We start from the raw sequence: 26,078 nt of genomic DNA on the forward strand, positions 1-26,078 counted from the left end.
TGACCAACATCAATGGCACACTCTACTTTGTGGCAGATGACGGTACTGGTGAGGAGTTGTGGAAGATAAACGGCCCTGGAGTTAACTCTTCACCCATAGTAGCCAATGCGATCGCTGACCAAACAGCCACCGCCAACTCCGTCTTTACCTTCCAATTTGCCAATAATGCCTTTAGTGATGTAGAGGACGGCACCAACCTCACCTACACCGCCACCCTAGCAGATGATAGTCCCTTACCCGCTTGGTTAACCTTTAACCCAGATACTCGCACCTTCTCTGGTGAAACCACAACAGCAGACACATACACCATCAAAGTTACAGCCACAGATACAGCCAATGCAACTGTCAGTGATGAGTTTGTCTTAACCTTCAAAAATCTCATTTCTGGCGCAACAGCAGACCGAGACATCCTCAGAGGCAGCAACAACGACGACATCATCAACGGTGGCGAAGGTAACGACTACCTGCTAGGAGGTGGAGGTAAAGACGACCTCGATGGCGGCACTGGTAATGACTACGTATTCGGTGGCGCAGGGGATGACATCATTAACGGTGGCGACGATGCCGGCTTTGACCTACTCTACGGCAACGAAGGTAATGACACCCTCGATGGTGGCGACGGTGACGACAACCTCGACGGTGGAACCGGTGATGATAGCCTTGTTGGTGGAACAGGTAATGATAACTATACTGTCGATAGTGTTGGCGACACCGTAGTTGAGAATGACGGTGAAGGCAGAGATAAAGTTAACTCTTTCATCGACTACACACTCGGAAATCACTTAGAAAATCTCACCCTCTTGGGTAACGCCGCTAATGGTATTGGTAACAGCCTCAATAACCACATCATTGGTAATAATGCGGTCAATACCTTAGACGGTGATTTGGGTGATGATTGGTTAATGGGTAAGGGCGGTAACGACACCCTGTATGGTGGTGATGGTAATGACCGACTTGACGGTGGTAGTGGTGATGATAGTCTGGTTGGTGGTGCTGATAATGATATCTACGAAGTCGATAGTGCAGGCGACACGATTGTTGAACTCGCCGATGAAGGTATTGATACAGTCATCTCTATCATCAATTTCTCTTTAGGTGATAACGTAGAAAACCTCACCTTGGTGAGAAATGCTATCATAGGTCTAGGTAATGAACTCGATAACCGCATCTTTGGTAACAATCAAAATAATGTCTTGGTTGGTTTAGAAGGTGATGATTTTCTCTCTGGGGGAGCAGGGGAAGATTTCTTGGTTGGTGGTATTGGTTATGATACCCTAGATGGTGGTCGTGGTGCAGATATCTTTGACTTGACTGGTTTTCTGGATGATGGTAGTTTTGATACTATCAAAGATTTCCGCGCCAGTGACGGTGATATTATCCAACTGTCTGCATCTGAGTTGGGTATCACCGCAGAAATGGTAGCTGCTAATAACTGGTTTACCTTGGGTACAAGTGCGACTGAAACAACTCACCGCTTTATCTACGATCAAACTACAGGCGGACTATTTTATGATGCTGATGGTAGTGGTGATACTGCACAGGTACAAGTTGGCTTGTTCTCCAATCGTGCGGTGTTAACTGCTGCTAGTTTTAATGTAGTCGCAGCAGTTGAGCCAGCCTAACATAGCATAGCACAACAAATAGATTCCTGATTGATGTTAGGATTCAGGAATCTAGGTAATTGCCCCTCGCACTAATATGACTGTGCTATCTATACCAGAGGCGATCGCTTCTGGTATATTGCCTTGTATAGCCTGTTGTAATAAGCCCTCACGGGATGCACCCAAAACCACTACATCAAATCCTTCATTTTCTACTAAATTAATCACACCCTCAGCTACAGAATCAGCTTGTACTGGTGTCGCTACTACTGTACTCGCTAATTGACGGCGACGCATCAGTTGACGGATAGCTTGTTCTATCACTTGCATATCCGGCTTAAATTCTAATGGTTTAAATACCCGCGTTAAACAAATCTGCGGATGTTCTCCCAAGGTGACTAATGCTGGTAACAATTTTATTGCAATTCTGGCATTGGGGCCGCCAGCCATTGGCACTAGCCAACGGTTGAATTGGGGACTGGGGACTGGGGACTGGGGACTAGGGACTGGGGACTGGGAACTGCTACCTAGTTTGACTAGGACTACATCACAGGTGGCTTGACGGATGATAGTATCTACTACGTTACCGAAAATCCGTCCGGGTGTGGATGTGTTACCTTTCCAGCCCATGAGAATTAAATCTATGTGACGTTCGTTGATGGTTTCTAGAATGGCTTGGGCTGTATCGTGGGCGACACGGATTTGGGTATGTATAGGGATGTGCCATTTTTTGGCTAAGGCTTCGGCTTGTCTTAATAGGCGGCGACTTTTGGCGGTTCTAACTGTGGTTTCTGAGGGGGAACTGTGGCGCGATACTAAGATAACTTGTACACATTCTAGTTCATAGTGGCGATCGCGGGCAATGGCGGCGGCCATTTGTAATAATGTGCTGGCGGTGTCGGGGTTGGCGACGGGAACTAATAATCTACCTCTGCCAATACTAGGCGATCGCGTCTGGTAAACTACATAAGAAGGTTCAGGCTGTGGCCCTGGGGTAGCGTTTTGACCATTCAGATGATCTGCTTCAGCCCGGATAATGTCTGCACGGGTAATAATTCCAATCAGTTTTTTTCCTTCTACCACTGGTAAGCGACTCAGTTGATATCTATCCAGTAAATACAACACGTTACTTAAGTTATGCAGAGGTGTTACCGTCATTGGGTTGGCGGTCATAATCTCTTTTAAAAAGGTATCCTTTTGTAAGTGGCGATTTTGGATTTTAGTTAAATCTGATTGAGTGACAATTCCTACAAGTTTATTATTTTCTACCACAGGAAAGCCACGATGATGAGAACTGGAAAAGGCTTGTGTGACTTCTTCGAGTGTGATGTCTGCGTCTAGGGTTTCTACCCGTTGCTGCATCACATCTTTAGCTGTTAATTTGTTTAACACGCCTTCTACAGACACTTCTTTAGTCAAAGTGATGCCATTGAGTTGCAACAGCTTTTCATATAATGAACCAGGGAAGACTTTATCTGCGACTAAATAAGCTGTCACCGCCACAATCATCAAAGGTAACACCAGATTAAAATCGGTGGTCATTTCAAATATAATCACAATGGCGGTGATTGGTACTTTAGACACCGCACTAAAAAATCCGCCCATACCGGCTAAAGCATAGGTAATCGGCGCACCTTGAGCTAAAATCTGTTGAGAAAATACGCCTACCAAGTGACCCAAAACTGAACCTAAAATCAGACTGGGTGCAAATAACCCCCCTGGTGCGCCAGAACCCACAGCGATTAAGGTGAGGATAAATTGCGAAACAAAGGCGATCGCAGCTATGCTAGGATTAGCGTTACCAGTAATAATATATTCTCGTAAACCCGTATTATCTCGAAAAGATGCGGGCAAGAAAGAGACGACAAGTCCAGAAATTAACCCGGCTAAAGCCATCCTTAACGGTAAACTAATATGCAACCGTCGATAAAATTTGATACTAAAAATTATGCCTCGGTTAAATAACGCCCCTAGTACCCCAGCTAAAACACCCAACAACAAAAAGAAGGGAATTTCTGGCAAGGAAAAGCGACTCGCATAGTAAATTAATTCAATATTTAAGTTAAAACTGCCACCACCCAACAACCGAGACACGACCCCACCAATAAACGCTGCAATAATGGCAGTTCCTAGCGTCAGACCTGATAAATCTTGCAGTAATTCCTCAATAATAAATAATACACCAGCCAGGGGAGCATTAAACGCTGCTGCCAAACCTGCCCCAGCACCCGCCGCAATCATTTGTCGGCGATGGTCGGGAGAAGTAGGAACTAAGCGACTCATTCCCGCCGCCAAAGCTGCCCCCACTTGTACAGTCGGCCCTTGTCTGCCCAAAGTCATCCCCGAACCGAGGGTAATAATAGCAGTGCATAGCTTCACCAATGCTACCCGCCAAGATAATTTAGTGGGAACATTTGCCAAAGTGGCTTTAACTTGGGGAATACCACTACCCGCCGCCTGTGGTGCTAACCTCTGCACCAACCAGCCAGCCAAAAATCCAAAACTTAGCCCGATTAGAGGTAGTGCCAGCCACGCGGGTAAAATATGGGAACTCTGAACGCGGAATGCACCCAGCCAACCTGACCCCATCTTCAAGCAGACGGCAGATAAGGCAGCCACTAACCCAATAATACAAGCTTCTGCGATCGCTAAACCCCTTCTCGGCTGTAACCAGCTACGCAATAGCATAAAAATAGTCAATTGTCAAGAGTTATTAGTCATTAGTTATTAGTCATTAGTCATTAGTTATTAGTCATTAGTCATTAGATTTTCTCCCCTACTTCCCCTGCTGCCTCCGCTCCCCTGCTCAAGAGCTTCTTAACGCTCTCTCCCGGTTGTAGATAGTCCTGCCACGATTAAAGATGGAGTGTAACAAGAGCCATTCCAATCAGCATCACTACCTAATTCTACTTCTTTGAGGGCGGTGTAGATATTACCTGCGACCATCGTATCTTTAATACGTCCGATTACTTCGCCTTTGCGGACGCGATAACCTAATTCAATGTTGATGGAAAAGTCGCCCGAAATACTACCACCGCCACCTAACATCTGATCGACTATTAGACCATCATCAATTGTTTGAATTAACTCGTCTAGTGATGCTGTACCTGGCTGTATGAGGAAATTAAATAAACCAGGGGTGGGATAGCTTGCCAAACTAGGACGGAAACCATTCCCAGTTGTACCAGTACCTAACTTGCGTCCGGTGGTGCGATCGCAATAATAATGCTCTAAGATGCCATTGTTCACAAACACTAACGGAGAAGTAGGCGTACCCTCATCATCAAAAGGACAACTATAAGGCCCTGCTAGGGGATCTTGATAAAGCGTCAGACAAGAAGCCATAACTGGTTTACTGATGCGTTCAGCCCAAGGGGAGGCTGACTCTAACACCCGCTTACCATTTAAAGCAGCTTGGGCTGTTCCCCAAAGCATATCAGCTGCTTTAGAAGTAAATAATACCGGCAGGCGACCGTTAGGAGATGGGACATTTTCCTTCGCCCACATCAATCTTTGTAAGATTTGCTGGGCTAATTTTTCCGGTTCGAGAATATGACGCTGAGTTTGTCCATCGGAAACACTCAAAAAATCATCACCCCGTACCCACTCGGCTGACATATAACAACTCAGAGTAGTATCGGTGTAATGACAATCTAAACCTTGACTATTGACAATTCTGGTAATTTCTGTATCACATTCCCAGTCACTATTACAGACGACATCGGGGTAAGCATCACGGATAATCGCGATCGCTTCTTTGCCCCAATTTACCAAAACTTCTACAGGTACTGCTGCACCCAAGTCTGGGTAAGCTGGCTGAGAATTGCTGACTAATTCCAAAACTTCTGGTTGATTAAGATAGCTCAAAGCGATCGCTTTTTCTACCATTGCTTGTGGTTCTACAGAACCATAAGCTACCGTAAGTCCTGGACGGCCATTGCGCCATAGCCGCAGTACAGTGCCTTCAGATTGACTGGTTTCTAACTGCTTGAGTCGATTAGCCTCAAAAAACACTGGACGAGAAAACGTGAGCGACTGATACACCTCAGCTGCTTCTGCTCCCGATTTGATAGCTAACTCCAGCAGATATTCTGCTAGTGTATCCTGTGACAAATTTTCAGAACCCATGACATCGGTAAATTATGGATTTTGGATTTTGAACCGCCGAGCAACGCAGATCATTATCCCAAATATTGGGGACTGGGGATTGGAAGGGATTGGAAGGGACTGGAAGAGACTGGGGACTGGGAAATAATTTCTTCCTCCGCTCCCCCTGCTCTTCCTGCTCCCCCTGCTCCCCCTGCTCCGAAAGCACCGAAAGCACCCCTACATCCCTGTTAAGGCAAATTAATCTCTTGCAACAGCCAAAATCCAGCGAAAGCTTCCGCTTGGGGATCGGATTGCACACCCAGAAAATGCACACCATTGGCTTGTTGTTTGGTGGCTTCAAATCCTTTAGCTTCGGCTAAGGTGGTGGAATTTTTGATATTGGCTAAAATCCAACTTTCTGTAGAACCTGTTTCTAAAACTAATCTGGTTCCTTGATTGGAATCAACCCGCAAAAATGCCAACTCTAAACCAGACATCCAGCCAGCTACAGGTAAGGCTCTGGGTGAAAACATTAATACCCCAGGAATGCGGGTTTCCGGGGATAACTGCGCCAACTCTAGGGGAAAGGCTTCCTTAAAACCAATGTCCCATTCTGGCATTTCTGCTAACTCTGCCGCCGACAAGGAGACAAATACCCATTTTTGCCCTTCTAAAGCATCGGGTAATCTTTGCGGCAAGGGATTGTCTAACCGCACTGAGGGATTTGTCCCACCTTGATAGCCAGGCTCTTGCGGATAAACCTCGCTCATACGCTGATCTAACCATTGATTTAGTACCAATGTCCGACGACTGGGTAAGGCAGGAATACCCAAATCTTGGCAAGCTTTGGTAATCATATTGTTCATTTGACGGCGGAAAAAGCGAATTTTGATTGGTGCTTCTCCGGCTTGATCGATTGCTTCCTGTAACGCTGTGCGTAACCAAACAGAGTTTACCTGTGTACTAGGACAATATTTTGCATAGCGAAATAAAGAATCTAAGTTTGTGCGGATATCTGAGGGACTTTCACAGACTAAGACTTCCCAAACTTTTTTTTGATTTTCGTCCAAAATCGGACGCGAGTAAAAATCTATTTCCCAAATACTGCCCATGTTGTGCCGTAAAAATCTGGCGATTTGATATTTTGCTTATACTTTCACTCTACCCCTTCGGGGAATTCAAAAGTCAAAATTAGTTAGTCATTAGTCATTAGTCATTAGTCATTAGTCGTTAGTTTCTCTCCCCCTGCCTCAAGAGCCTCCCTAGTCCCTAGGTTCATAATACCGGCAACCCTGACAAGGGCCACTGGGGTTGATAGCACAACGGAGATAGCCAGAACGAGCATTAAATTTACAACTGATGTCACCAATTAAGAAGCCTACCCCTTCTAGATAATAGCGATCGCCTTCTATTGGTCTGAAATTTTGCCTGATTCTACCCCTAGAGGCATTGATGGCGGCTTGTATTAACCGGGAACGTGTCCTTAAGCGGGTTTTACGAATTACCCACAGGGAAATCAGGGACGGTAACAAACCGATGGTAATTACCAAAAGTGTTTTTAACACCTTGTCTCAACCTCTTTTATATGCCGAGCGATCGTCCTGTTTGCTTTCTCCAGTCTTGTGTTTAACTAGGACACAGTGACTATACTTCCACAGTAAACCAATCTCGGATCTTGCTGTATGGATTCTTCTTTAGTCATTAGTCATTAGTAAAAGTTCTTCTCCCCTGCTCCTAAAGAGTCCCCAATACCCAGTCATTCTTTCCGAAAAATTTTAATCCTGCTTTGGAGCTAAAGGTATCTTGTTGAGAGGTTTTTGATGAGATTACTGAAGCAACGACTGCAATTTTGGCAATTTGTACCGTCGCCAAATGTTGCTGAAAAATTAGCACAGCCATACAATCTTTCACCTTTGGAACAACGAGTGGTAGAGGAGATGAACAAAGTTCGCACAAATCCCCGCACGTATCTGCCAATCTTAGAAAATTATCGTCGGTGCTTTCAGGGTGATCAAGTCAAACTTGCTGAGTTCATGTATTTGCAAACCCAAGAAGGGGTAACAGCAGTTGATGAGGCGATCGCTTTTCTCCAATCAACCCATGCTCTAGGATCATTAACTATCTCTCAAGGTCTATCTTTAGCAGCTAAAGATCATGTTAAAGACCAAGGCTTAACAGGTGCCACAGGTCATCATGGTAGCGATGGGAGCAACCCCTTCACTCGTATGAGTCGCTACGGTAAATGGTTAATTACGGCAGGCGAAAACATCAGCTACGGTTCTCACACTGCCCAAGATATAGTCATGCAATTAATTATCGATGATGGAGTGCGATCGCGCGGTCATCGCACCAATATTTTTAACCCAGCTTTTCAGGTGACAGGAGTAGCTTTTGGTATTCACCCCACTTACAGACAAATCTGTGTAATTACCTATGCTGGAGGATACAGCACCTAGTCTATAAGTTACAGACAAATTTGATTAATGCTCTGTGGTATGGGGATGATGCTTGTTCCCAATCATCTGCTATGGTTGTGTAGTTAACCCGTGTAGCTGATTCAAAGCTTCCTAGTCGTACTGCACGAAAAAAACGAGTTTGGCAATTCGTTTGTACTCGTGCATACCCACTATCGGGATTAATCAAGTCATAGGTTAATATGTTGCCATTCTTTTCGATGCCATTCACGTTAATATACGCAGGTTCATCGAATTCACCTTGATCTGCCAATTTTGTCCCTGGAACTTCTCGCCAAGCCGGATTCTTGATTTCTCCCATCTCCGCTTTTGCTGGTATCGGGAGAAATAAAACAGCCATGAATAAAAATCCAGACATCAAACTTGATGCACTGATCACCTGAGTAGGCTTCTTCATCAGAAGTATAGAGGTTACTTAATGTTGCGGGTTTTCACCTGATTCACTGTAATTATATCACAAAAATGATTCGGTTTCTTCTGATTCAGCGTGAGCAATTGTTAGTAACTGTTAGCTTTTCGGCTACTGTTCATTAACCTCTGATGGGTTTGAAAATAAATTCGTATAATCGTTGTGTCTGTGGTCTGCTAGCTATAAGAAATTCTTACTTCAGCAGCACCAATATTACTCAGCACCTAACCACAATGCCTGATAGTTATACGAAAGCTGCTAATCTCAAAGTTGACATTCAAGGTCAAGGATTTCCGATTCTGGCATTACACGGTCATCCTGGTTGTGGTCGGAGTCTTTCAGTTTTTACTAATCACTTATCAAAACGTTATCAAACTTTTGCTCCTGATTTACGTGGATACGGCAAAAGTCGCTTTCAGGGGAATTTTGCCATGCAGGAGCATTTAACCGACTTAGAAGCCCTTTTAGACCGTTTCCAGATAGAAAAATGTTTGCTATTGGGATGGTCGTTAGGTGGTATTCTGGCGATGGAGTTGGCGTTGCGTCTACCACAACGGGTGACGGGTTTAATTTTGGTAGCGACAGCTGCTAGACCCCGTGGGAATCATCCTCCAATTACTTGGCAGGATAATTTATATACGGGTGTGGCGGGGCTGTTGAATTATATTAAACCTAGCTGGCGTTGGAATATCGAAACTTTTGGCAAGCGATCGCTATTTCGTCATCTGATCCAACAACACACACCTACAGCCTATAGTTATATTGCCCAAGAAGCAGTACCAGCCTACTTACAAACTTCCCCGGCTGCTACTCGCGCTCTTTACAATGCCCTGCGTTTAGGATATAACCGACTCCCAGACCTAGAGCTAATTAATTGTCCTAGTCTGGTGATGGCTGGTGGTCAAGACCGCCATATTACTGCTGAGTCAAGTTTAGAAACTGCTCAACATCTCAAATATAGTCAGTGGCGATGCTACCCTCACACCGCCCATCTGTTTCCCTGGGAAATACCCCAGCAGGTATTAAGCGATATTGACCATTGGTTAGCCAAGCACCCCCAGGTAATTGTTAGTCAGTAGTTCACAGTCCCATAACTAATGACTAATGACTAATGACTAATGACTAATCACCAATGACTAATTATTGCCTCACTTAAATCTGACCGCTAAAGGCAGGCGTTACTTTGCGGTCAAAAATTTCCCCCAGGTCATCAGCAATGGTCAAATTATCTGGCTTGCAACGTTTGACATTGACTACTATTCCTTGCGCTCCTTCCGCTTCTAAATCTTCTACATAGCCTTTGATTTCGATTTTGGCTTCAGTAGAACTGAGATATGGCCCAAAGTAGTAGGTACAACGGGGGTTTTGAGTTTCAATCTCTATCCACCAAGCCAAGCCGAATACACTGAGCGTATTAATTCCAGTTTCCTTCAGGTTATGCCAAATTGTTGTCATGGTTGCCGCCATTTGATCAAAGTGGTACTGAATGTTTGATTAGTTGTGCTGTTTGTTCTCGTTACATTTCTTTATACTCTTTTACTCGTGATTTTCAAAGAGGTTTTTGTAACTTATCTAGGTATAAAGTGTTTAAAGCACGTTGCCGGAAAATCTCATAGAGTGCCATACCAGCTGCAACTGAGGCATTCAGGCTAGGGGTTTTACCTAGGAGTGGAATTGAAACCAACACATCACAGGAACGCTGTGTCAACATACTCAGACCTTCGCCTTCTGAACCGATGACCAAGGCAATTGGCCCACGGAAGCTAACGGTGTGTAAGGGTTCGCTGCCATCTGCCGCCGTGCCGTAAATCCAAAAGCCGGCTTGTTTCAAGTCTTCTAAGGAACGGCTGAGGTTGACTACTCTGGCTACGGGGAAGTTTTCTAATGCACCTGCGGCTACTTTGACAACGGTGGAAGTAATGCCTGATGCCCGTCTTTGGGGAATGACTAAGCCTTGCGCGCCGATGGCTTCGGCTGTGCGAATGATTGCCCCTAAATTATGCGGGTCAGTGATCCCATCAGCTACGACAATTACGGGATCGGTGAGTGACTTAGCTTGCTCAATTAAGTCATGTAACTCTATGTAGCTGTAGGGCGCAATTTGGGCGGCGATGCCTTGGTGATTGGCTTGGTCTGTGATTTGGTCTAGACGCTTCGGTTCTACTTCGTCTATGACTGTGCCGTTTTCTTTCGCCCGTAGCACTAAGTTGTGAAACCTGGGATCGTAGCGCAGACGGGGGGTAATCCAGATCCGATTCAGATTGCGCTGATTTTCTAAGGCTGTCAAGACTGGATGACGACCATAGATAATGTCGCTATCTTCTGCGGGTGTTGGTGATGGAGACGCAACCGCAAATTGACGGCGTGGACGTGGGGGATGAGAGACAGAGTTACTTTCGCCATGTTTGGCATGACGAACCGGATTAGGCAATACTCGCTTGCCTTTGATTTTTAGGGCTGGACGGGGTTTTGGTTGGCCAGCAGTTTTGATTTTTTTAGCTTTATTAGTCATAAAAGAAAGTTTTGGGGATATCGCATGGGTAAACAGCCCAATTTCTGAACTTACTGAACCTCAACGTCTTGATTTTCCGATCATGGAGATAAAAGCTTTTAATTATTTCTCTAGATGGATTTTTTGCAACAATTCGGTTAAGCGTGGGAAATCGGTGAGATACAGGTAGCCGATTAAAGTTTCTAAACTTGTCGCCTGTTGATATATTTCGGGGTTAACCCGCTTCGGTCGTCCTGTGGCGGCGTTACGGCCACGACGGACAATTTCTAATTCGTGTGAGAGCAAGTAAGGAGTTAGCGATCGCAAATGTAGCGCCTGGGTTTCTGCTCTTACCTGTGCCACTACCAATCTATGATAAGCTTCTGGCTTCTGTGGTGGTAGCAGGTAATACATTCTAACATACAACTCATAAATTGCATCGCCTACATAAGCTAAAGCCGCAGGGGAAAGTTGCTGTATATGCGCCGGAGAAATTGCTTGTCTAAGTTGTGCTGTATTAGCCAAGAGTGATTGATGCCAAGACAGACCTATCAGGGGATCTTCATCTTGTTTTTCTAATAACTCTTCCTCCTGTGAATTCACCTGTTAAATATTCCTTAATGTGCTACATTTGGGAGGCATCTTTAAAAGTGACATTGATTTTTTTGAACTATGCTGTGTTTTTATACCCAGCATAATTAACACTATCAGAATTATTTCCTAAATTTTATCTTTTTGATTGTCAGTGAGTCTGAAAAAATTCTTTATTTATTTAAAATACTCTGTCCACAAAGTATAGTTTTACCATATTTCCAGATTTATTGGTGGCTTTCACCTCTCCCCAGGGAGAGGTTTTTGCCAGCCTTGGTGTCAAGTTAAGCTATGCCGAGCCAAAATTCAGATAGCTTAATGGTTCAATTTGGTCAAGCTCTCAAGATGACTTGATGTTTTCTAGAGCTGCGTCAACAGAGGTTTGCAGTGAGAGAAACTTCTCTAAGCGCACAAGCTTGACTGTTTGAGTTACACGGGCGTTGGTGACGATTTGCAAGGTTCCGTTGGCAGTTTGAGCTTGCTTGGCTAGCTGCACCAAAGCTCCCAAACCAGAGCTATCAACAAAGTCAATTTGTGAAAGATCCAAAATAATATGCTTTGGGCCTTCTTCAATTTTTGTGCTGAGAACCTTGCGGAATGTCGGTTCAGAAAAGGCATCTAACAAACCTGTGAGGCGGAATAGCTGACAATTATCCCGTGCTTCACGAGTACCTCTCAGGCTGACGGTTAGATTCAGTGGTTCAGCAATAATTCCCTCCTCGTGGTAAACAGTAAACGCTCAAGTATAGATGGTTTTTAGGTCTGTTGTCTACAGCCTGTTGGGGTAGTGGGGATTGGGGATTGGGGATTGGGGATTGGGGATTGGGGATTGGGTAAAGAAAATCTTTGTCCCTTTCACCTTTGATCGTTTAGGCTTTCCTCATCCCTAGTCAAGAGTCCCTAGTCCCTAGTCAAGAGTCCCCAGTCAAGAGTCCCTGATCCCTTATCCTTTTTTAACTCACTTCGGCGATATTTGCTTGACGAGCGGTGCGCATGGCTTGGACGAACTGCTCAAACAAGTAATCAGCGTCGTGAGGGCCGGGACTGGCTTCTGGGTGGTACTGCACTGAGAATATGGGTAGGGATTTGTGCCTTAACCCAGCGACGGTGCGATCGTTTAAGTTGAGGTGGCTAATTTCCACAACTGTATCCGGTAAGGAATCGGGATTGATCGCGAAGCTGTGGTTTTGGCTGGTAATCTCTACCTTTTGTTGTAAACCCGCCGGCTGATTTAAACCACGATGGCCAAATTTCAGCTTAAAGGTTTCTGCTCCCAGGGCGTGACCCAGAATTTGGTGACCCATACAAATGCCAAAGATCGGTTTTTGGCTTTGTAGTAGGGCTTGAGCCGTAGCAATACCTTCAGTCACTGCGGCTGGGTCGCCAGGCCCGTTGGAAAGGAAGATACCATCTGGATTGTATTTGAGAATTTCTGCTGGTGGTGTATCGGCAGGTACAACAATTACTCGACAACCATAACTAGCCAAGCGGCGTAAAATATTGCGTTTTACACCAAAGTCTAAGGCGACGACAGTTAAGGTTTCCTGATGATTATTTGCCGTAGCTTCCAAGTTGAATTCCCAAGTGGGGATGGTAGGCTCTGACCATTCGTAAACTTCGGGGGTGGTGACTTCCCGGACTAAATTCAAGCCTGCCATGCTGGGAGCTGCTAGTACCTGCTCTAACAACTCTGCTTCATCTAAGATTTCTGTAGAGATACCCCCGTTCATCGCTCCATACATCCGAATTTTCCGGGTGAGGGCGCGGGTATCTATGCCGTAAATCCCTGGTATTTGGTGTTGTTGCAGGTAGTCTGGTAAGGATTGTACTGCTCGCCAGTTACTCGGTTGATGACAAATATTGCGGGCGATCGCACCTTTTACTTGTGGTTTGGTCGATTCTTCGTCTTCTGGATTCACGCCGGTGTTCCCCAATTCCGGATAGGTGAACACGACTATTTGACCGCAATAACTAGGGTCGGTCAAAACTTCTTGATATCCAGTCATCCCAGTGTTAAAAACTACTTCGCCAATGGTGGTTCCCGTCGCACCGAAAGACCAACCACGGTAAGCAGTTCCATCTGCTAAGACAAGTAGAGCAGGTATTGCGTCAGACAGGGGCATAGGCGATGCAATAAAAAGGTTTAAGGTTTAGGATTGGGGATTGGGGTTTGGGTACTGGGGATTGGGTATGAGCAAAAATTTTGGCTTTTGGATTTGCATTTCTATATTAAACTTCAATCCAAAATCTCAAATCTAAAAATTCCTAGTCTCTAACCCCAATTCTCTTGTACCTTGTTATCAATGAGCAGTCTTTATTCCCCAAGTTAGTCAATACTGCGAGTGTTAATTATCCCATGAGTTCGCCAGCTTACGGCTTGGGCAGGTAATTAATTAAAAATTAAAATTGAGTCAGAGGATTTTAATCTATAAGGGGAAACGGTGGCAGGAGTGGTGATACAGTCCCAGGGACAGTTTAAATCAAAATTAATTATGCTTCAGCCCTTTTTTTCTCGTGCAACCCTAATTTTTCTTTCTGGTACTATTGCGATTGTAAATGTAGGATGTACTTCCGGTAAACCAAAGACAGCTATTTTGCGTAATCAAGAGTCTGTGGTGACTGATGATGTAGCCGCAGTGAATTTTCCGGTTGAACCTACAAAACCACCAGAAATCCCAGTTTTAACAAACCAGTCATCGCCAATAGAACCCAGTGCGTTTGAACAGGGACTAGATAAAGCCGCAGGTGCCACAAGTATTAGTCAATCGGCTCAATCGCCAGATGATTGGTATTTGGTGGCGAGTCAGTATCAGGATGCGATCGCGCTGATGCAAAAAGTAGAACGGCAAAGTCCAGAGTTTGCGATCGCTCAAACCAAAATTTCGCAATACAATCGGCAGATGAAGTCCGCTATCCAGCAAGCTAATGCTGCGGCGCGTCCATTACCTCCATCGGTAGCTGTACCATCTCCACCGGAAAGACTGGCGGTGGTGCGTCCCTCCTCTCCTCCCCCAGTAACGTCAACGTCTAACTCTAGTATTACTATTCCTGTCCCCCCACCCGGCACTACAGAATTACCCCCACAAACCAACTCTTTTCCTTTATCCGCCGCTATCACTCCTGAAAAAGTCTATATCGCCCCGATTAGACGAAGAGTTGGCGGTACGCCTGTAGTTTCTGTGACTTTTAATGGTCAACAGCAATTTGACATGATTGTGGATACGGGAGCGAGTGGAACTGTAATTACTCAAACAATGGCGAGTGCTTTAGGAGTTGTGCCAGTGGGCAAGGCTAAAGCTAACACGGCTAGTTCTAAGGCTGTCGAATTTGCGATTGGGTATGTGGATTCTATGAGTTTAGCAGGGGTGAGAGTGAATCGTGTACCTGTGGCGATCGCTGGGGCAGAACTGGAAACAGGGCTACTGGGACATGATTTTTTTGGTAATTATGATGTCACCATTAGACGCAATGTGGTAGAGTTCCGCCCCCAATCCCACGCCGAGGCTAACTCTGAAGGAATTCCACTAACTGTTCCAACTTTGTCCAGGCAGTACCAGTCTGTAGGATATCCTTAGCTACTTTCACACCTTGGGCATGATCTAACAATGGAATCACACCCGCTACCTGTAGGGCTAAGGAAGCATTTAAGGCTACAGCATCTTGTTGTGCTTGCGTACCTTTACCTTGTAACACCGCTTTTAAAATCACCGCATTTTCTTGGACATCCCCACCTTTGAGGGCTGTAATGGGTGCAGGTGTGACACCCACTTCCTGGGGATTGACTGTAGCTAACTTGACCTCACCGCCAGATAACACTGCCAAGTCTGTTATATCACCCAACCCTGCTTCGTCAAGTTTTTCTCGTCCGTGGAGAACTATCGCCTTTTCCTTACCTAAATTATCTAAAGCTTGAGCCACAGTTTCTAGAAGTTTCGGTGTAAATAAGCCTACCACCTGCCCAGTCGGACGCAGGGGATTTACTAAGGGGCCAAGTAAATTAAACACCGTGCGAATTCTTAAACTCCGGCGTAATTGTGCCACAGCTTTCAGCGCAGGATGCCAACCAGGAGCAAATAAGAATGTGATCCCGACTTCATGCAGTGCAGCTTGGACTTTTTCACTAGCCGCACCCAAATTTACACCTAACGCTTCTAAAACATCAGCACTACCCGTTAAACTCGATGCGGAACGATTACCATGTTTGGCGACAGGTACACCATAAGCAGCCACCACAAACGCCACGGCTGTAGAAATGTTGAAAGTTGAAGAACCATCCCCACCTGTGCCACAGGTATCGATGATAGTGCTAAGTTTGGGTGCAGTTGTCCCAGTCCCCGATTTTGATTGAGATTGGAGAACTTCAGCCATCCCGGTTAACTCGTCGGCGGAAATGCCTTTAAAGTTGAGTGCTGTTAAGATTGCGCCGGATAACTCCGGGGGGACAGCTTCACTCAGCCAACCTTGCATTAATTCCGCAGCTTGGGCGCGACTGAGAGATTCACCATCGATTAACTGTTGTAGGAGTAAAGACCAACTAATTGAGGATTCTGGGGAGGTGTTAGCAGGAGCAGTGGTCATATTAAATTGATAATGTTAGGGATAATTACATGAACATCATTAAATATAAAATGATTATGGGATAGATCCCCGACTTCTTAAAGAAGTCGGGGATTTGAGTATTAATTTTTTTTATATTGAATTTCATAGTTATTAATGAATAATTCTTTACCCTTATTTGCCCGTCCTTGCTTATAGTTATTCATCCCATATTGTAATTCCCAGGCGTAGATATTCGCCCATTTAAAGTTTTCTCTAATTATTGGTGAATCATCGTAAGTAATTAACCATTGATGAGGGCATTTTTGTAAAACGTCCGTAAATCTCTGATGGTCAAAAGATGTATGTAAATTGCCGTCTTTACCATATAATTTAGATTTAGTAGCACTAACATAAGGCGGGTCTAAAAATAAAAACACATTTTCACCTGCTGCGGTCACTAATTCGCTATAATCCAAGTTAGTGATTTGAATATCTGGAGTTAAAATATTTGCTAACTTTTCCAAACGTTCTATAGAAGAATAAGTAAAACGTTTATGAAAAGCTTCTTGAGAAAATCCCCCTGATTCTACAGTACCGCTAAAAGTAATTCTGTTGAGGACAAAAAAGCGTACTGCTCTTTCTAAATCAGACAGTTGATTAACATCTACACTGGTTAATTCTGTAAATAAGATTTTACCATCTGTATATTTATCTTTAATATGACGGACTTCAGCAACTAGCCGAGATATATCAGACTGGGCGATTTTCCAAAACAGAAATAACTCTTGATTTAAATCATTAATCCAAAACTTCAGATGCGGGAATTTTTGCTTTAAGTAAATAAAGACTGAACCACCACCGATAAATGGTTCACGAAATTCAGTAAAATTTTCTGGTAGATGTTCAACTATTTGATTAATTGCTTTTGACTTACCGCCAGGATATCTAAGAGGGCTTTTGAGCATCAGTTTACAAATATTCAAATAATTCTATAATGTATATTATTTTATCGGTGGTTAAAGAGTTGTTATGTCTCGTTCTGCTCCCTACCAACCTTTGTGGTTACGTATTCTGCATGGCGTAAGTGGAATTTTAGCGATCGCCGCCATCATTACCGGATTTTTAGTTTACAATACCTTCGATGGGAGATTTGGCAAAATAGTCTTACCCAGAGTTAATGATATTCAGGGTATTCACGGTACTTTTGCATTATTCTTTCTGCTAATATTACCAGCTTTCGCTTTTTATAGTTTTCATGCTGGGCAAAAACGTCTTCTGCAAGCACAAACTTTACAAAACTTAACTCAACTAGGTAAACCAATATGGTGGGTTAGCTTGCAGAGAATTGCTAATACATTGATGCTGTTAGCCTCGGTGTTAGCCGTCATTTCTGGCAGAATGATGAAAGAAGAATGGCTACCCCTCGGAGAGTTAAATCATATCTGGTACTACCTGCATTTGACAGCTTGGGTGGTGATGATTTGTTGTTTAGCAATTCACCTATTAATGTCTGCTAAAGTGGGTGGTGCGCCTTTATTAATCTCGATGTTTTTGTTAAAGTTACGCCCTGATGATAGCCCTAGTCATTGGTTAAATCGGTTAGGTAATTGGTGGAGTAATTTAACTGGTAATTTGGGAACAGAAATTCATAATTGGCAGCAAAATTATATACTTTTAAAAACTCTGGAAATAATAGTGGTGCTGGGAATTATTGCGGCGTTTATTTTACCTGTATTTTCTGCGGGTGCATCTTAACTATCAAACTACCAAGGTAATTTACTTCCATCCCATGATAAAAATGTTGATGACAGAAGCCAAATCTTAACTACTCCATCTGTAATTGATACAGACGTAAACCTTTTTTAGCATTCAAATCAAACTTCAAGCCAACTTCCATCCCAGTAGTTGTTTGTAAATCATTAACTGGATTATCATTAACATGAAGGCTCTTGATAGTAACCAAATAGCAACAAGATGTATCTTCACTTACTAGGAAAAGTTGGTTTCCAACTGATAATTTAATTTCCGCAACTTTTGCAACTCCAGCATTAGCCCTCTTGAACCACCCAATAATTGTGCCTACTTCTCGAATCTTACCTATTAATTTTTTGCGTTTAATAACCTGGTAAGTGACTAATTCAGCAAGTGCTTCACATAAAGCATCTATAAAGTCGCATAATTCTAATAATGCACTAGCACCTAGAACATCATCAGGCACACCGTGTGCTGCATCGTTACGATAGCTAATAAATTCATTAAGTTCCCCTTCCGCAGTATTTTGGTTTCCTCTAATCTCTTCTAAAAAATGTTTGATGGCTCTATGTTTTTCTACCCATACCCAAGCGTTTGATATTCCAGCATTAGCAAACAATCTTTCTAGAGTTTCCCTGCGTAAGTTCTGTTCATGAATAAGAAACGCATCTGGCAGTAATTCATACTCTTTTTCACCAGTATTTCCATAAAATAAACCTTGCATAACTTTCTCAGAAGTGAGATGTTCATATCGGCTTTTATTCAATTCCACCAGTAATCTTCCCACTCCCACCCGATGAGTATTTCTGATTGTTTCTTCCAAATCTGAATAGCATGGATATAATTCTGGTAAAAGTATTAACCAATCACTAATTAATTCTTCTACAAAACGCTCATAAATTGCATATAATCGCGTTACTACAGCACAATGGTCGTAAATTCTCCACTCTCTTGCTTTCGGTATATCTTGCAGCAGGTTATTGAGGATTAAGTCTGCTTCTTCGCTTGTTTCTGTTTTTATTACAGCACCCGAAGCAAACGAAATTTCCATCAGCCTATTATTAGTTTTAATAATGGAACTAACAGTAGCAATATTAACTTTAACTGTCATTAGAATATCCTGAAACATCGCTTCTTAACCTGCGATGACTTGGGATAGCATTTCATCGAACAATCTGATGCTTTCTTTAATATCAGAATGAGTTCGACCTCCACCAGTAAATAGCTTTGATTTGTCTTCTCTAACAAGTCTTTTTGTTTCTTCAATCACTATTAATTTTTTTTGGACTAAAATATCTGCATTTGCTAAATGTCTACTAAATCCAACCATAACGGCATCATAATAAGCTTTATAGGCTTTTTCCTTCCATGTCTCAGTTGTAGGATCAAAAGGCTTAAATAAATTAGCTGAATAGATTTGGTGTGCTAAATTTATAGTTTGGAGAAAAATATTTTTGAGAATATTGACATCTTCATCGGTAAAATTGAGACTTTTAATCATGTAGAGATCAAGGAATCCTTCCATTCCTCGGCGGAAATCATTTACATGACGTAAAGCAAAAAAACGAAGAATTAATTCGGCATCTTCCATCTTTTTATATAAATTGTTCTTATTACGTTGTTTTTCATCATCAATTGGAATTCCCCAAGCCTCCGCAAATATAGAATTATTTGCTAGTTCAAGTAAAAGTTGATTAAATTTTCCAGAATACAAACAGTTACGTATTTCTTGACGACTTAAAGCGACACCACCTGTATTTAGTCTTTCAAAAGCAAGTTGCTTCAATAAAAATGCTTCTTCAGGATTGGATGCTGATTCTGTAATCAAAACTATGGATGATATAGAGCGACGATCAATACCTGCTCTAATTTTGGCAGGAAGATTAGCGTATGTTCTTCCGTTGAGTTCTCGCCAAAGTTCAAGTCCTGTCAATTTCAAGCGGTTATCATAAAAATCACGAAGAGCAGTAATTCTTTGTTGACCATCCATTACTTCATAACAGTTAAACTCTTTCTCATAAAGAATAATTGGAGGAACGGGAATATTAATCAAGAATGACTCGATGAGTCTTGATTGCATTGTTTCATCCCACCGAGTTCTTCTTTGGTAAAAAGGACGTACATCCATATATCCAGGTTTTTTTAAAGCTGCAACAAAGCTTGGCAACTTTTCACGGTTCATTTCAGTCAGTATTCTTTGTTCGCCAGATTCATACTTTTCGTTAATCTCAATATCGGACATCCTGATGTTATTTTTATAGGGTGATTTCTCCCACATTTGTTGTTCATTTGGTGCAAGTATCATTGACTACATCCCGCGCAATAGTGATTTTATTCAATATAAATCTCATAAGTATATTTTATCATTTTTTATGTAAAAATTCGGAACAGGTTAATTTTTAAGAAATGATAGACTTCATTTATCTTATGAAGATTAGTAATAATTAGTCAGCAAGACAACTATTGATTAAACTACCAAGGTAATTTACTTCCATCCCATGAGAAAAATTGTCCACTATCGCCTTTATTCAGTTTTTCAATCACGGCTAATAATTGGGTAACAGTGCGTTCAACTGAGAATAATTTATCAGCAGCTACGTTGCGTTGAAATGGACGAGAAAGGCTGGTATCTGTTGTACCAGGATGTAAAGTTACAACTATCGCATTTGGGCAAGTTCTACCATATTCAATCGCCACATTTCGCATAAACATATTCAATGCTGTTTTTGAGGCGCGATAACCATACCATCCACCGAGTTTGTTATCACCAATACTGGCTAATTTAGCTGATATAGTCGCAAAAACAGCAGTGTCATTATGGCGAAATAATGGTAAAAGATGTTTCGCTAAAAGTACAGCACCAATACTGTTTACTTGGAAGTAACGTAAAAGATTTTCTGGATTAATTTGTCTTAAACTTTTTTCTGGTTGTAAATCTCCTTCATGTAGTAAACCTACACAGTTTATTACTAAATGAAGTTGATTAATTTGAGTTCGGATTTTTTGGATAGCTTCAGCAATTTGCAACTCATCGGTAATGTCTACTACCAGACAAGTTAAACGATTAGAATATTTATCAGCTAAGTCTATTAATTCACAAGCTGCTTCTGGTTGGCGATAGGTTGCATAAATTTTGTTGATTCTGTCATTTTGTAGAAGTTTTTTTACAAACCCTAAACCAATTCCTTGGCTTGCTCCTACAATTAAAGCATTGTTATGATTCATTTCATCAATAAAATTCATATTATATCAACCTAGTTGTTAGTTTTTAAAAAGCTTGTTTTCAGGTAAGTACATGGCGTAAATGATTAAAGTTTGTAGTAAGGACTTTAGTCCTAAGAAAAGGGCTAAAGCCCTTACTACAAACTTAATTTGAATAATTTTACTTGGATATTCATGATGTTTACTGTTAGTGGATGAACAGATTTATTTACCGATGCAAAATTTACTAAAGATTCTATCAAGTACAGATTCAGTTACTTCTTCGCCGGTGATTTCTCCTAGTGCTTGAATTGCGCCTCTTAAGTCAATTGTCCAAAAGTCTAAGGGTAATTTTTGGGCAATTGTCGCCTGTACTTGTGTTAAAGCAATTTTAGCTTGTGTGAGTGCGGCTGCTTGTCTTTGGTTAATGGCTAAATCTATGTCAGCAGCAGCAACTTTTCCAGCTTGAACTATTTCTAAGATAGCTGTTTCTAAACTCTCAATACCTTGATTTTGAGCGGCGGCTGTGTAAACAATTTTATTAATGTTTTGGGGATATTTTAAAGTATCAATGACTGACTTTTCTACTAGGTCAATTTTATTAATTATCAGAATTAATGGACGGTGTTCTACTTGTGCGTAAATTTGTTGGTCGTCTTCTGTCCAACCTGTGGCTGCATCGATGGTGAATAAGACTAAATCGGCTGTGTTGGCAGCACGGCGCGATCGCTCGACTCCGATTTTCTCTACTTGGTCGGCAGTTTCCCGAATTCCTGCGGTATCTAGCACCTGCACCGGAATTCCTCCCACCACTAACTGCGACTCGACGACATCGCGGGTTGTCCCCGGTAAGTCGGTGACTATGGCGCGATCGCTCTGACTCCAAGCGTTCAACAAGCTGGATTTACCCACGTTCGGACGACCGACTATCGCCACTTTTAACCCTGTACGCAGCAGTTCCCCTTGATCTTTCGTTGCCAATAATTTAGAAATTTCTGCGGCAATGTTTTCAATTTCTGATATGATGTGTTTATCATCCAACGGGGGTAAGTCTTCCTCAAAATCAATCCGCGCTTCAATCTCTGCCAAAATATCTAAACAGTGAGCGCGTAACTGACGGATAGGATAAGCTAATTTTCCCTGTAACCCAGCTAAAGCAGTTTGAGCCGCTTGGGGTGATTTAGCTCCGACTAAATCGGCGATACTTTCGGCTTGGGTTAAATCTAATCTGCCATTCAAAAACGCACGCAGGGTAAATTCTCCCGGTTGCGCCAGTCTTGCGCCATTTTCCAAACACAACTGTAACACCTGCTGCACAGCCATAATTCCGCCATGACAGTGAAATTCCACCACATCCTCACGGGTGTAAGAACGAGGTGCTTTCATGATCAGTAACAAGGCTTCATCTACCAGTTGTCGCGTTTGGGGATGGCGGATGTTACCGTAGAGAATGCGGTGACTTTCCCAAACTTGCTTACCTGGAGTATAAAACAAAGTTTGAGCGATCGCCATTGCTAGAGAACCAGAAACCCGCACAATACCTACACTACCCTGTTGCGGGACAACAGCAGTAGCGATCGCGGCAATAGTTCCAGTTGTCGCCAACAGTTCGGACATGAGCTACCTTTTGAGCCAGAGATTATATAAGGATAGAGTAACAGGAATGGGAGATGAGGGGGATGAGGGGATGAGGGGGATGAGGGGATGAGGGGGATGAGGGGGATGAGGGAGATGAGGGAGCAGGGGAGAAAAGCTAATGACTAATGACTAATGACTAATGACTAATGACTAATGACTAATGACCAATGACTAATGACTAATAACTAATGACTAATGACCAATGACTATTATTCTAAAATGGTAAGGGTAGTTTGAATATTTTACGCAAAGTAGTCCCGACAGCTTTTAGTCTAGGGATATAGGGCGTTGTAGTTCGCCCCGTCGGGATTATTCCCGGCAAATGAAAGGCATGAGATATTTGTCTATGTTTTTTGCAACTATTTAGACTAACTTGTAAACAATAGCCAAGGTAAAATTAACCTTGAGGGTAGAAAAAAGCCCGAATTAGAGAGGAATTGACTGTGGAGCAGAAAATTAACTGCGCTGAAGCTTGCGTTAACGGTTGCGTTTTGGGTGATAAATGTCCCAACATTGAATATAGAGAAGCTGCGTCTAAATTCATTGCTGAGACTTCTTTAGACCAAATGCTAGCGATCGCCGAAGAACGTCTCAGGCGTAAAATGATGGAACCACCAAAATGGGTTTTACCTGAAGATAACTAAATCGCATCTGGATCTATACCTAATTCTCGCAGCTTCGCTTCCATGCGATCGCTGCGTTGTTTTTCTTGTTCAGCAACTTGCTGTATTTCCTCAGCACGCTGCATCTGTTGCTGTGCTACTTCTTGTGGTGTGGGTACAAGTTCCCCTTCCGCAGTGTAAAACCGTAAACTTTGCTGTTCAACCCCTAAAAATAACTCTAACTGCTGACTCCATAACCTACCTTGGGGGTTGGGTGTGATAGGCTCATATTTACCAGCGAGTAACACAAACCCAGCGAATTCTAAATTATGGGGATCAAACCAAAAGTATTCCGGGGTGCGGAATATATCTTGATAAATTTGTTTTTTTAAGCCTCTGTCAGTGGCGGCAGTAGAATCTGATAATAGTTCTATAATCACGTTGGGATACTTTCCCTCTTCTTCCCAGACTACCCAACTTTTACGGGGTTTGCGTTCCGTTCCCAGCACGACGAAAAAATCAGGCCCCCGAAATTGTTCTGATTTTAACTGTTTGGGACTGTAAAAAATCGTCAAATTACCCGCCGCAAAAAAATCATTGCGGTCTTGCCACCACCATTCCAAGCAGGTTAATAATAAAATTATTTGCTGTAAATGTAGATAACTTTCCAAAGGTGGCTCGTCACTGTATAAATCTCCTGGTGGAAAGATAACATATTCTGGGGTGGTGACATCTTTAGCTACAGACATAGCAGCAAGTCTCTACAGTCTTATAAGTTTAGCCTAGCAAAATTCACTCAGGATCAAGAACAATTGACAGAGCAATTTGATAAACTTGACGACGGTTTAAGGCAGTATATTGATTTAATTGTCGGCTAGCTTGCGATCGCGATACTCCTTGACGCATTAACTGTTCTAATTCGGCTCGTAATTGTGCTTCTGTCAGTAGCGGTTGACTCGGTGGATTTCCCGCTACGACTAGGGTATACTCTCCTTGGGGTTCTCGTTGTTGATAATGGGCGATCGCATCTCCTATACTTCCTCGCCAAAATTCCTCATACAATTTAGTTAACTCCCTTGCCAGCACAATTTGGCGATCGCTTCCCCACATCTCTGCTAAGTCTTGTAAAGTATCTCGCAATCGATGCGGCGATTCATATAAAATTATAGTGCGATATTCTGTCTGTAAAGCCTCCAGATGTTCCCGTCGTTGCTGACTTTTCGCAGGTAAAAATCCCTCAAACACAAACTTATCTGTAGGTAAACCCGCCGCACTCAAAGCCGTAATCACTGCACTCGCGCCAGGGATAGGAACTACAGGAATTTGTGCCTCAACACAAGCTTTCACCAATTCATAACCAGGATCAGAAATTCCCGGCATACCCGCATCACTCACCAAAGCTAAGGCTTTTCCAGTTTGTAAATGCTCTAAAATTTCCGGGATACGACTACTACTATTATGTTCATGGTAACTGATTTGCGGTGTTTTCACCTGCAAATGTTGTAATAGTTTACCAGTATGGCGCGTATCTTCAGCCGCAATCAAATCCACACCCTGCAAAATCCGCACCGCCCGCAAGGTGATATCTTCTAAATTGCCGATAGGTGTACCAACTATATATAGTGTTCCTGGTTTGGGTTCTGTCTGCATGAGATAAGGGAGATGAGGAAGATGAGGGGGAATTAGAATGATTTATCTGTTTTTATCTGCGTTTATCTGCGTCCATCTGCGTTCAATTATGCTTGATATTTGATTTTAGGCAGCTTCATATTAATTTGGTAGAAAAAATTTTTGAATTTTGAATTTTGAATTTTGAATTGATTTATGACTAATCATGGTTTATTCATCGGTTTAATCACTGTAGACTTAATTTACTTAGCTGCATCTGCTCCGCAAAATAATCAAAAGTTAGTCGCATCTGACTACACTGTAGCAGCAGGGGGGCCTGCTACCAATGCGGCGGTAACTTTTAGTTATTTAGGAAATCAAGCAACGCTTTTAGGTGTGTTGGGTTCGCACCCGATGACGCAGTTAATTCGAGGAGATTTAACTCAATATCATATAGGTATCGTTGACCTTGATCCTAGCGTCAACACACCACCACCTGTATCATCAATTATTGTCACCCAATCCACCGGGGAACGGGCGGTAATTTCGCTCAACGCTGTGAAAACTCCAGCCAGTGTTGCCGCTATCCCAGCAAATATCTTACATAATATAGATGTAGTGCTGATCGATGGTCATCAGATGCCAGTGGGATATGCGATCGCACAAATGGCAAAGGCGCATCATATCCCGATAATTATTGATGGTGGTAGTTGGAAACCTGGATTTCAAGAAGTCTTACCCTTAGTAGATTACGCTATTTGTTCAGCTAACTTTCGCCCTCCTGACTGTAACTCAGAAACAGAGGTTATTGATTATCTGCGCGGTTTAGGAATTCCTCACATCGCCATCACCCACGGCGAACAGCCAATTACCTACTGTAGTCATGGTAAAATTGGAGCGATCGCTGTTCCTAGTATCCAACCAGTTGATACACTAGGGGCTGGAGATATATTTCACGGTGCTTTTTGCCATTATATTTTACAAGCCAGTTTTACCGATGCCCTCGACCAAGCGGCGAAAATTGCGGCGAAAGCTTGTCAATATTTTGGTACACGTCGCTGGATGGATGAGAGGAGTGAGTAA

At 42.8% G+C, this 26,078-nt stretch carries 25 protein-coding genes; 7 read left to right on the forward strand and 18 right to left on the reverse strand.

Annotated features, from left to right (window positions below):
- On the forward strand, positions 1–1,622 hold a 1,622-nt coding region (locus A3775_RS21610), incomplete at its 5' end, for a putative Ig domain-containing protein (RefSeq protein WP_197480216.1).
- Positions 1,623–1,673: 51 nt separating this feature from the next.
- Here A3775_RS21610 and A3775_RS21615 read toward each other — a convergent pair.
- The 4 genes from A3775_RS21615 to A3775_RS21635 form a co-directional block, all read right to left on the reverse strand.
- Complete coding sequence (locus A3775_RS21615; protein WP_066426744.1) at positions 1,674–4,289, reverse strand: chloride channel protein; 2,616 nt, start codon at positions 4,287–4,289, stop codon at positions 1,674–1,676.
- A gap of 129 nt (positions 4,290–4,418) precedes the next feature.
- Positions 4,419–5,729 (reverse strand): TldD/PmbA family protein, encoded by a 1,311-nt coding sequence (locus A3775_RS21620; RefSeq protein ID WP_066426749.1) that lies wholly within the window; start codon positions 5,727–5,729, stop codon positions 4,419–4,421.
- Positions 5,730–5,938: 209 nt separating this feature from the next.
- Positions 5,939–6,802 carry a Tab2/Atab2 family RNA-binding protein gene (locus A3775_RS21630; protein WP_066382981.1) on the reverse strand — a complete coding sequence of 288 codons (864 nt, stop codon included), beginning with the start codon at positions 6,800–6,802 and terminating at the stop codon, positions 5,939–5,941.
- Between the two features lie 150 nt (positions 6,803–6,952).
- Positions 6,953–7,255, reverse strand: coding sequence for a DUF6464 family protein (locus tag A3775_RS21635; RefSeq protein ID WP_066382983.1), 303 nt, complete (start codon positions 7,253–7,255; stop codon positions 6,953–6,955).
- Positions 7,256–7,510: 255 nt separating this feature from the next.
- On the opposite strand from A3775_RS21635, the gene A3775_RS21640 reads away from it, so the two are divergent.
- Positions 7,511–8,146, forward strand: a complete 636-nt coding sequence (locus tag A3775_RS21640; protein ID WP_066426751.1) for a CAP domain-containing protein — start codon at positions 7,511–7,513, stop codon at positions 8,144–8,146.
- A 1-nt stretch (position 8,147) separates the two neighbouring features.
- Here A3775_RS21640 and A3775_RS21645 read toward each other — a convergent pair whose 3' ends face one another.
- Positions 8,148–8,561 (reverse strand): hypothetical protein, encoded by a 414-nt coding sequence (locus tag A3775_RS21645; protein ID WP_156481706.1) that lies wholly within the window; start codon positions 8,559–8,561, stop codon positions 8,148–8,150.
- A 245-nt stretch (positions 8,562–8,806) separates the two neighbouring features.
- Here A3775_RS21645 and A3775_RS21650 point away from each other — a divergent pair, with 245 nt between their 5' ends.
- On the forward strand, positions 8,807–9,652 hold the full coding sequence (locus A3775_RS21650; protein WP_066426753.1) for an alpha/beta fold hydrolase: 846 nt from the start codon (positions 8,807–8,809) through the stop codon (positions 9,650–9,652).
- A 73-nt stretch (positions 9,653–9,725) separates the two neighbouring features.
- On the opposite strand, the gene A3775_RS21655 is transcribed toward A3775_RS21650, so the two are convergent.
- The 5 genes from A3775_RS21655 to carA all read right to left on the reverse strand — a co-directional run bounded on the left by A3775_RS21655 (position 9,726) and on the right by carA (position 13,778).
- Positions 9,726–10,028 carry a DUF1816 domain-containing protein gene (locus A3775_RS21655; RefSeq protein WP_066383281.1) on the reverse strand — a complete coding sequence of 101 codons (303 nt, stop codon included), beginning with the start codon at positions 10,026–10,028 and terminating at the stop codon, positions 9,726–9,728.
- Positions 10,029–10,122: 94 nt separating this feature from the next.
- Positions 10,123–11,085 (reverse strand): 23S rRNA (guanosine(2251)-2'-O)-methyltransferase RlmB, encoded by a 963-nt coding sequence (gene rlmB / locus A3775_RS21660; RefSeq protein ID WP_066382989.1) that lies wholly within the window; start codon positions 11,083–11,085, stop codon positions 10,123–10,125.
- 102 nt (positions 11,086–11,187) lie between these two features.
- A complete protein-coding gene (locus A3775_RS21665) occupies positions 11,188–11,667 on the reverse strand; it encodes a Mini-ribonuclease 3 (protein ID WP_066382990.1) in 480 nt (159 codons plus the stop codon).
- Between the two features lie 328 nt (positions 11,668–11,995).
- Positions 11,996–12,367, reverse strand: coding sequence for an STAS domain-containing protein (locus A3775_RS21670; RefSeq protein WP_082803820.1), 372 nt, complete (start codon positions 12,365–12,367; stop codon positions 11,996–11,998).
- Positions 12,368–12,608: 241 nt separating this feature from the next.
- The gene (gene carA / locus A3775_RS21675; protein WP_066382993.1) at positions 12,609–13,778 is read right to left on the reverse strand and encodes a glutamine-hydrolyzing carbamoyl-phosphate synthase small subunit; all 1,170 of its coding nucleotides are present in this window, start codon (positions 13,776–13,778) and stop codon (positions 12,609–12,611) included.
- A 369-nt stretch (positions 13,779–14,147) separates the two neighbouring features.
- On the opposite strand from carA, the gene A3775_RS21680 reads away from it, so the two are divergent.
- On the forward strand, positions 14,148–15,230 hold the full coding sequence (locus tag A3775_RS21680) for a TIGR02281 family clan AA aspartic protease (RefSeq protein WP_066383282.1): 1,083 nt from the start codon (positions 14,148–14,150) through the stop codon (positions 15,228–15,230).
- On the opposite strand, the gene trpD is transcribed toward A3775_RS21680, so the two are convergent.
- Positions 15,160–16,233, reverse strand: a complete 1,074-nt coding sequence (trpD, locus tag A3775_RS21685; protein WP_066382994.1) for an anthranilate phosphoribosyltransferase — start codon at positions 16,231–16,233, stop codon at positions 15,160–15,162. The two genes, A3775_RS21680 and trpD, sit on opposite strands and share 71 nt — an antisense overlap.
- A 101-nt stretch (positions 16,234–16,334) precedes the next feature.
- On the reverse strand, positions 16,335–17,159 hold the full coding sequence (locus tag A3775_RS21690; protein ID WP_066426755.1) for a DNA adenine methylase: 825 nt from the start codon (positions 17,157–17,159) through the stop codon (positions 16,335–16,337).
- A gap of 64 nt (positions 17,160–17,223) precedes the next feature.
- On the opposite strand from A3775_RS21690, the gene A3775_RS21695 reads away from it, so the two are divergent.
- Complete coding sequence (locus A3775_RS21695; protein WP_066426758.1) at positions 17,224–17,949, forward strand: cytochrome b/b6 domain-containing protein; 726 nt, start codon at positions 17,224–17,226, stop codon at positions 17,947–17,949.
- 70 nt (positions 17,950–18,019) lie between these two features.
- On the opposite strand, the gene A3775_RS21700 is transcribed toward A3775_RS21695, so the two are convergent.
- The 4 genes from A3775_RS21700 to mnmE form a co-directional block, all read right to left on the reverse strand.
- Complete coding sequence (locus tag A3775_RS21700; protein WP_231867054.1) at positions 18,020–19,057, reverse strand: MAE_28990/MAE_18760 family HEPN-like nuclease; 1,038 nt, start codon at positions 19,055–19,057, stop codon at positions 18,020–18,022.
- 24 nt (positions 19,058–19,081) lie between these two features.
- Positions 19,082–20,251 (reverse strand): DUF262 domain-containing protein, encoded by a 1,170-nt coding sequence (locus A3775_RS21705; RefSeq protein WP_066383001.1) that lies wholly within the window; start codon positions 20,249–20,251, stop codon positions 19,082–19,084.
- Positions 20,252–20,418: 167 nt separating this feature from the next.
- Complete coding sequence (locus A3775_RS21710; protein ID WP_066426761.1) at positions 20,419–21,189, reverse strand: SDR family NAD(P)-dependent oxidoreductase; 771 nt, start codon at positions 21,187–21,189, stop codon at positions 20,419–20,421.
- Between the two features lie 183 nt (positions 21,190–21,372).
- Positions 21,373–22,764: a tRNA uridine-5-carboxymethylaminomethyl(34) synthesis GTPase MnmE gene (mnmE, locus tag A3775_RS21715; protein ID WP_066383006.1), complete on the reverse strand. Its 1,392-nt coding sequence runs from the start codon at positions 22,762–22,764 to the stop codon at positions 21,373–21,375.
- A gap of 464 nt (positions 22,765–23,228) precedes the next feature.
- Between mnmE and A3775_RS21720 the strand changes: the two genes are divergently transcribed.
- A complete protein-coding gene (locus tag A3775_RS21720) occupies positions 23,229–23,429 on the forward strand; it encodes a hypothetical protein (RefSeq protein ID WP_066383011.1) in 201 nt (66 codons plus the stop codon).
- Here the strand turns inward: A3775_RS21720 and A3775_RS21725 are convergent.
- Both A3775_RS21725 and rsmI read right to left on the reverse strand, forming a co-directional pair.
- Positions 23,426–24,136, reverse strand: a complete 711-nt coding sequence (locus A3775_RS21725; protein ID WP_066426764.1) for a Uma2 family endonuclease — start codon at positions 24,134–24,136, stop codon at positions 23,426–23,428. The genes A3775_RS21720 and A3775_RS21725 overlap by 4 nt on opposite strands.
- A 43-nt stretch (positions 24,137–24,179) precedes the next feature.
- Positions 24,180–25,037, reverse strand: a complete 858-nt coding sequence (gene rsmI / locus A3775_RS21730; RefSeq protein WP_066426766.1) for a 16S rRNA (cytidine(1402)-2'-O)-methyltransferase — start codon at positions 25,035–25,037, stop codon at positions 24,180–24,182.
- A gap of 174 nt (positions 25,038–25,211) precedes the next feature.
- Here rsmI and A3775_RS21735 point away from each other — a divergent pair, with 174 nt between their 5' ends.
- On the forward strand, positions 25,212–26,078 hold the full coding sequence (locus A3775_RS21735; protein ID WP_066426768.1) for a sugar kinase: 867 nt from the start codon (positions 25,212–25,214) through the stop codon (positions 26,076–26,078).

Origin of the sequence: Anabaena sp. 4-3 (genome assembly GCF_001597745.1) — a bacterium.
In the GTDB taxonomy this organism is placed as follows: domain Bacteria; phylum Cyanobacteriota; class Cyanobacteriia; order Cyanobacteriales; family Nostocaceae; genus Trichormus.

Coding starts and splice junctions, on each gene's coding strand:
- rlmB (WP_066382989.1), bottom strand. CDS start 11,085: ATGACTAATAAAGCTAAAAAAATCAAAACTGCTGGCCAACCAAAACCC.
- A3775_RS21620 (WP_066426749.1), bottom strand. CDS start 5,729: ATGGGTTCTGAAAATTTGTCACAGGATACACTAGCAGAATATCTGCTG.
- rsmI (WP_066426766.1), bottom strand. CDS start 25,037: ATGCAGACAGAACCCAAACCAGGAACACTATATATAGTTGGTACACCT.
- carA (WP_066382993.1), bottom strand. CDS start 13,778: ATGCCCCTGTCTGACGCAATACCTGCTCTACTTGTCTTAGCAGATGGA.
- A3775_RS21655 (WP_066383281.1), bottom strand. CDS start 10,028: ATGACAACAATTTGGCATAACCTGAAGGAAACTGGAATTAATACGCTC.
- A3775_RS21735 (WP_066426768.1), top strand. CDS start 25,212: ATGACTAATCATGGTTTATTCATCGGTTTAATCACTGTAGACTTAATT.
- A3775_RS21725 (WP_066426764.1), bottom strand. CDS start 24,136: ATGTCTGTAGCTAAAGATGTCACCACCCCAGAATATGTTATCTTTCCA.
- A3775_RS21710 (WP_066426761.1), bottom strand. CDS start 21,189: ATGAATTTTATTGATGAAATGAATCATAACAATGCTTTAATTGTAGGA.
- A3775_RS21705 (WP_066383001.1), bottom strand. CDS start 20,251: ATGATACTTGCACCAAATGAACAACAAATGTGGGAGAAATCACCCTAT.
- A3775_RS21630 (WP_066382981.1), bottom strand. CDS start 6,802: ATGGGCAGTATTTGGGAAATAGATTTTTACTCGCGTCCGATTTTGGAC.
- A3775_RS21650 (WP_066426753.1), top strand. CDS start 8,807: ATGCCTGATAGTTATACGAAAGCTGCTAATCTCAAAGTTGACATTCAA.
- A3775_RS21680 (WP_066383282.1), top strand. CDS start 14,148: ATGCTTCAGCCCTTTTTTTCTCGTGCAACCCTAATTTTTCTTTCTGGT.
- A3775_RS21640 (WP_066426751.1), top strand. CDS start 7,511: ATGAGATTACTGAAGCAACGACTGCAATTTTGGCAATTTGTACCGTCG.
- trpD (WP_066382994.1), bottom strand. CDS start 16,233: ATGACCACTGCTCCTGCTAACACCTCCCCAGAATCCTCAATTAGTTGG.
- A3775_RS21645 (WP_156481706.1), bottom strand. CDS start 8,561: ATGAAGAAGCCTACTCAGGTGATCAGTGCATCAAGTTTGATGTCTGGA.
- A3775_RS21690 (WP_066426755.1), bottom strand. CDS start 17,159: ATGCTCAAAAGCCCTCTTAGATATCCTGGCGGTAAGTCAAAAGCAATT.
- A3775_RS21700 (WP_231867054.1), bottom strand. CDS start 19,057: ATGACAGTTAAAGTTAATATTGCTACTGTTAGTTCCATTATTAAAACT.
- A3775_RS21615 (WP_066426744.1), bottom strand. CDS start 4,289: ATGCTATTGCGTAGCTGGTTACAGCCGAGAAGGGGTTTAGCGATCGCA.
- A3775_RS21695 (WP_066426758.1), top strand. CDS start 17,224: ATGTCTCGTTCTGCTCCCTACCAACCTTTGTGGTTACGTATTCTGCAT.
- mnmE (WP_066383006.1), bottom strand. CDS start 22,764: ATGTCCGAACTGTTGGCGACAACTGGAACTATTGCCGCGATCGCTACT.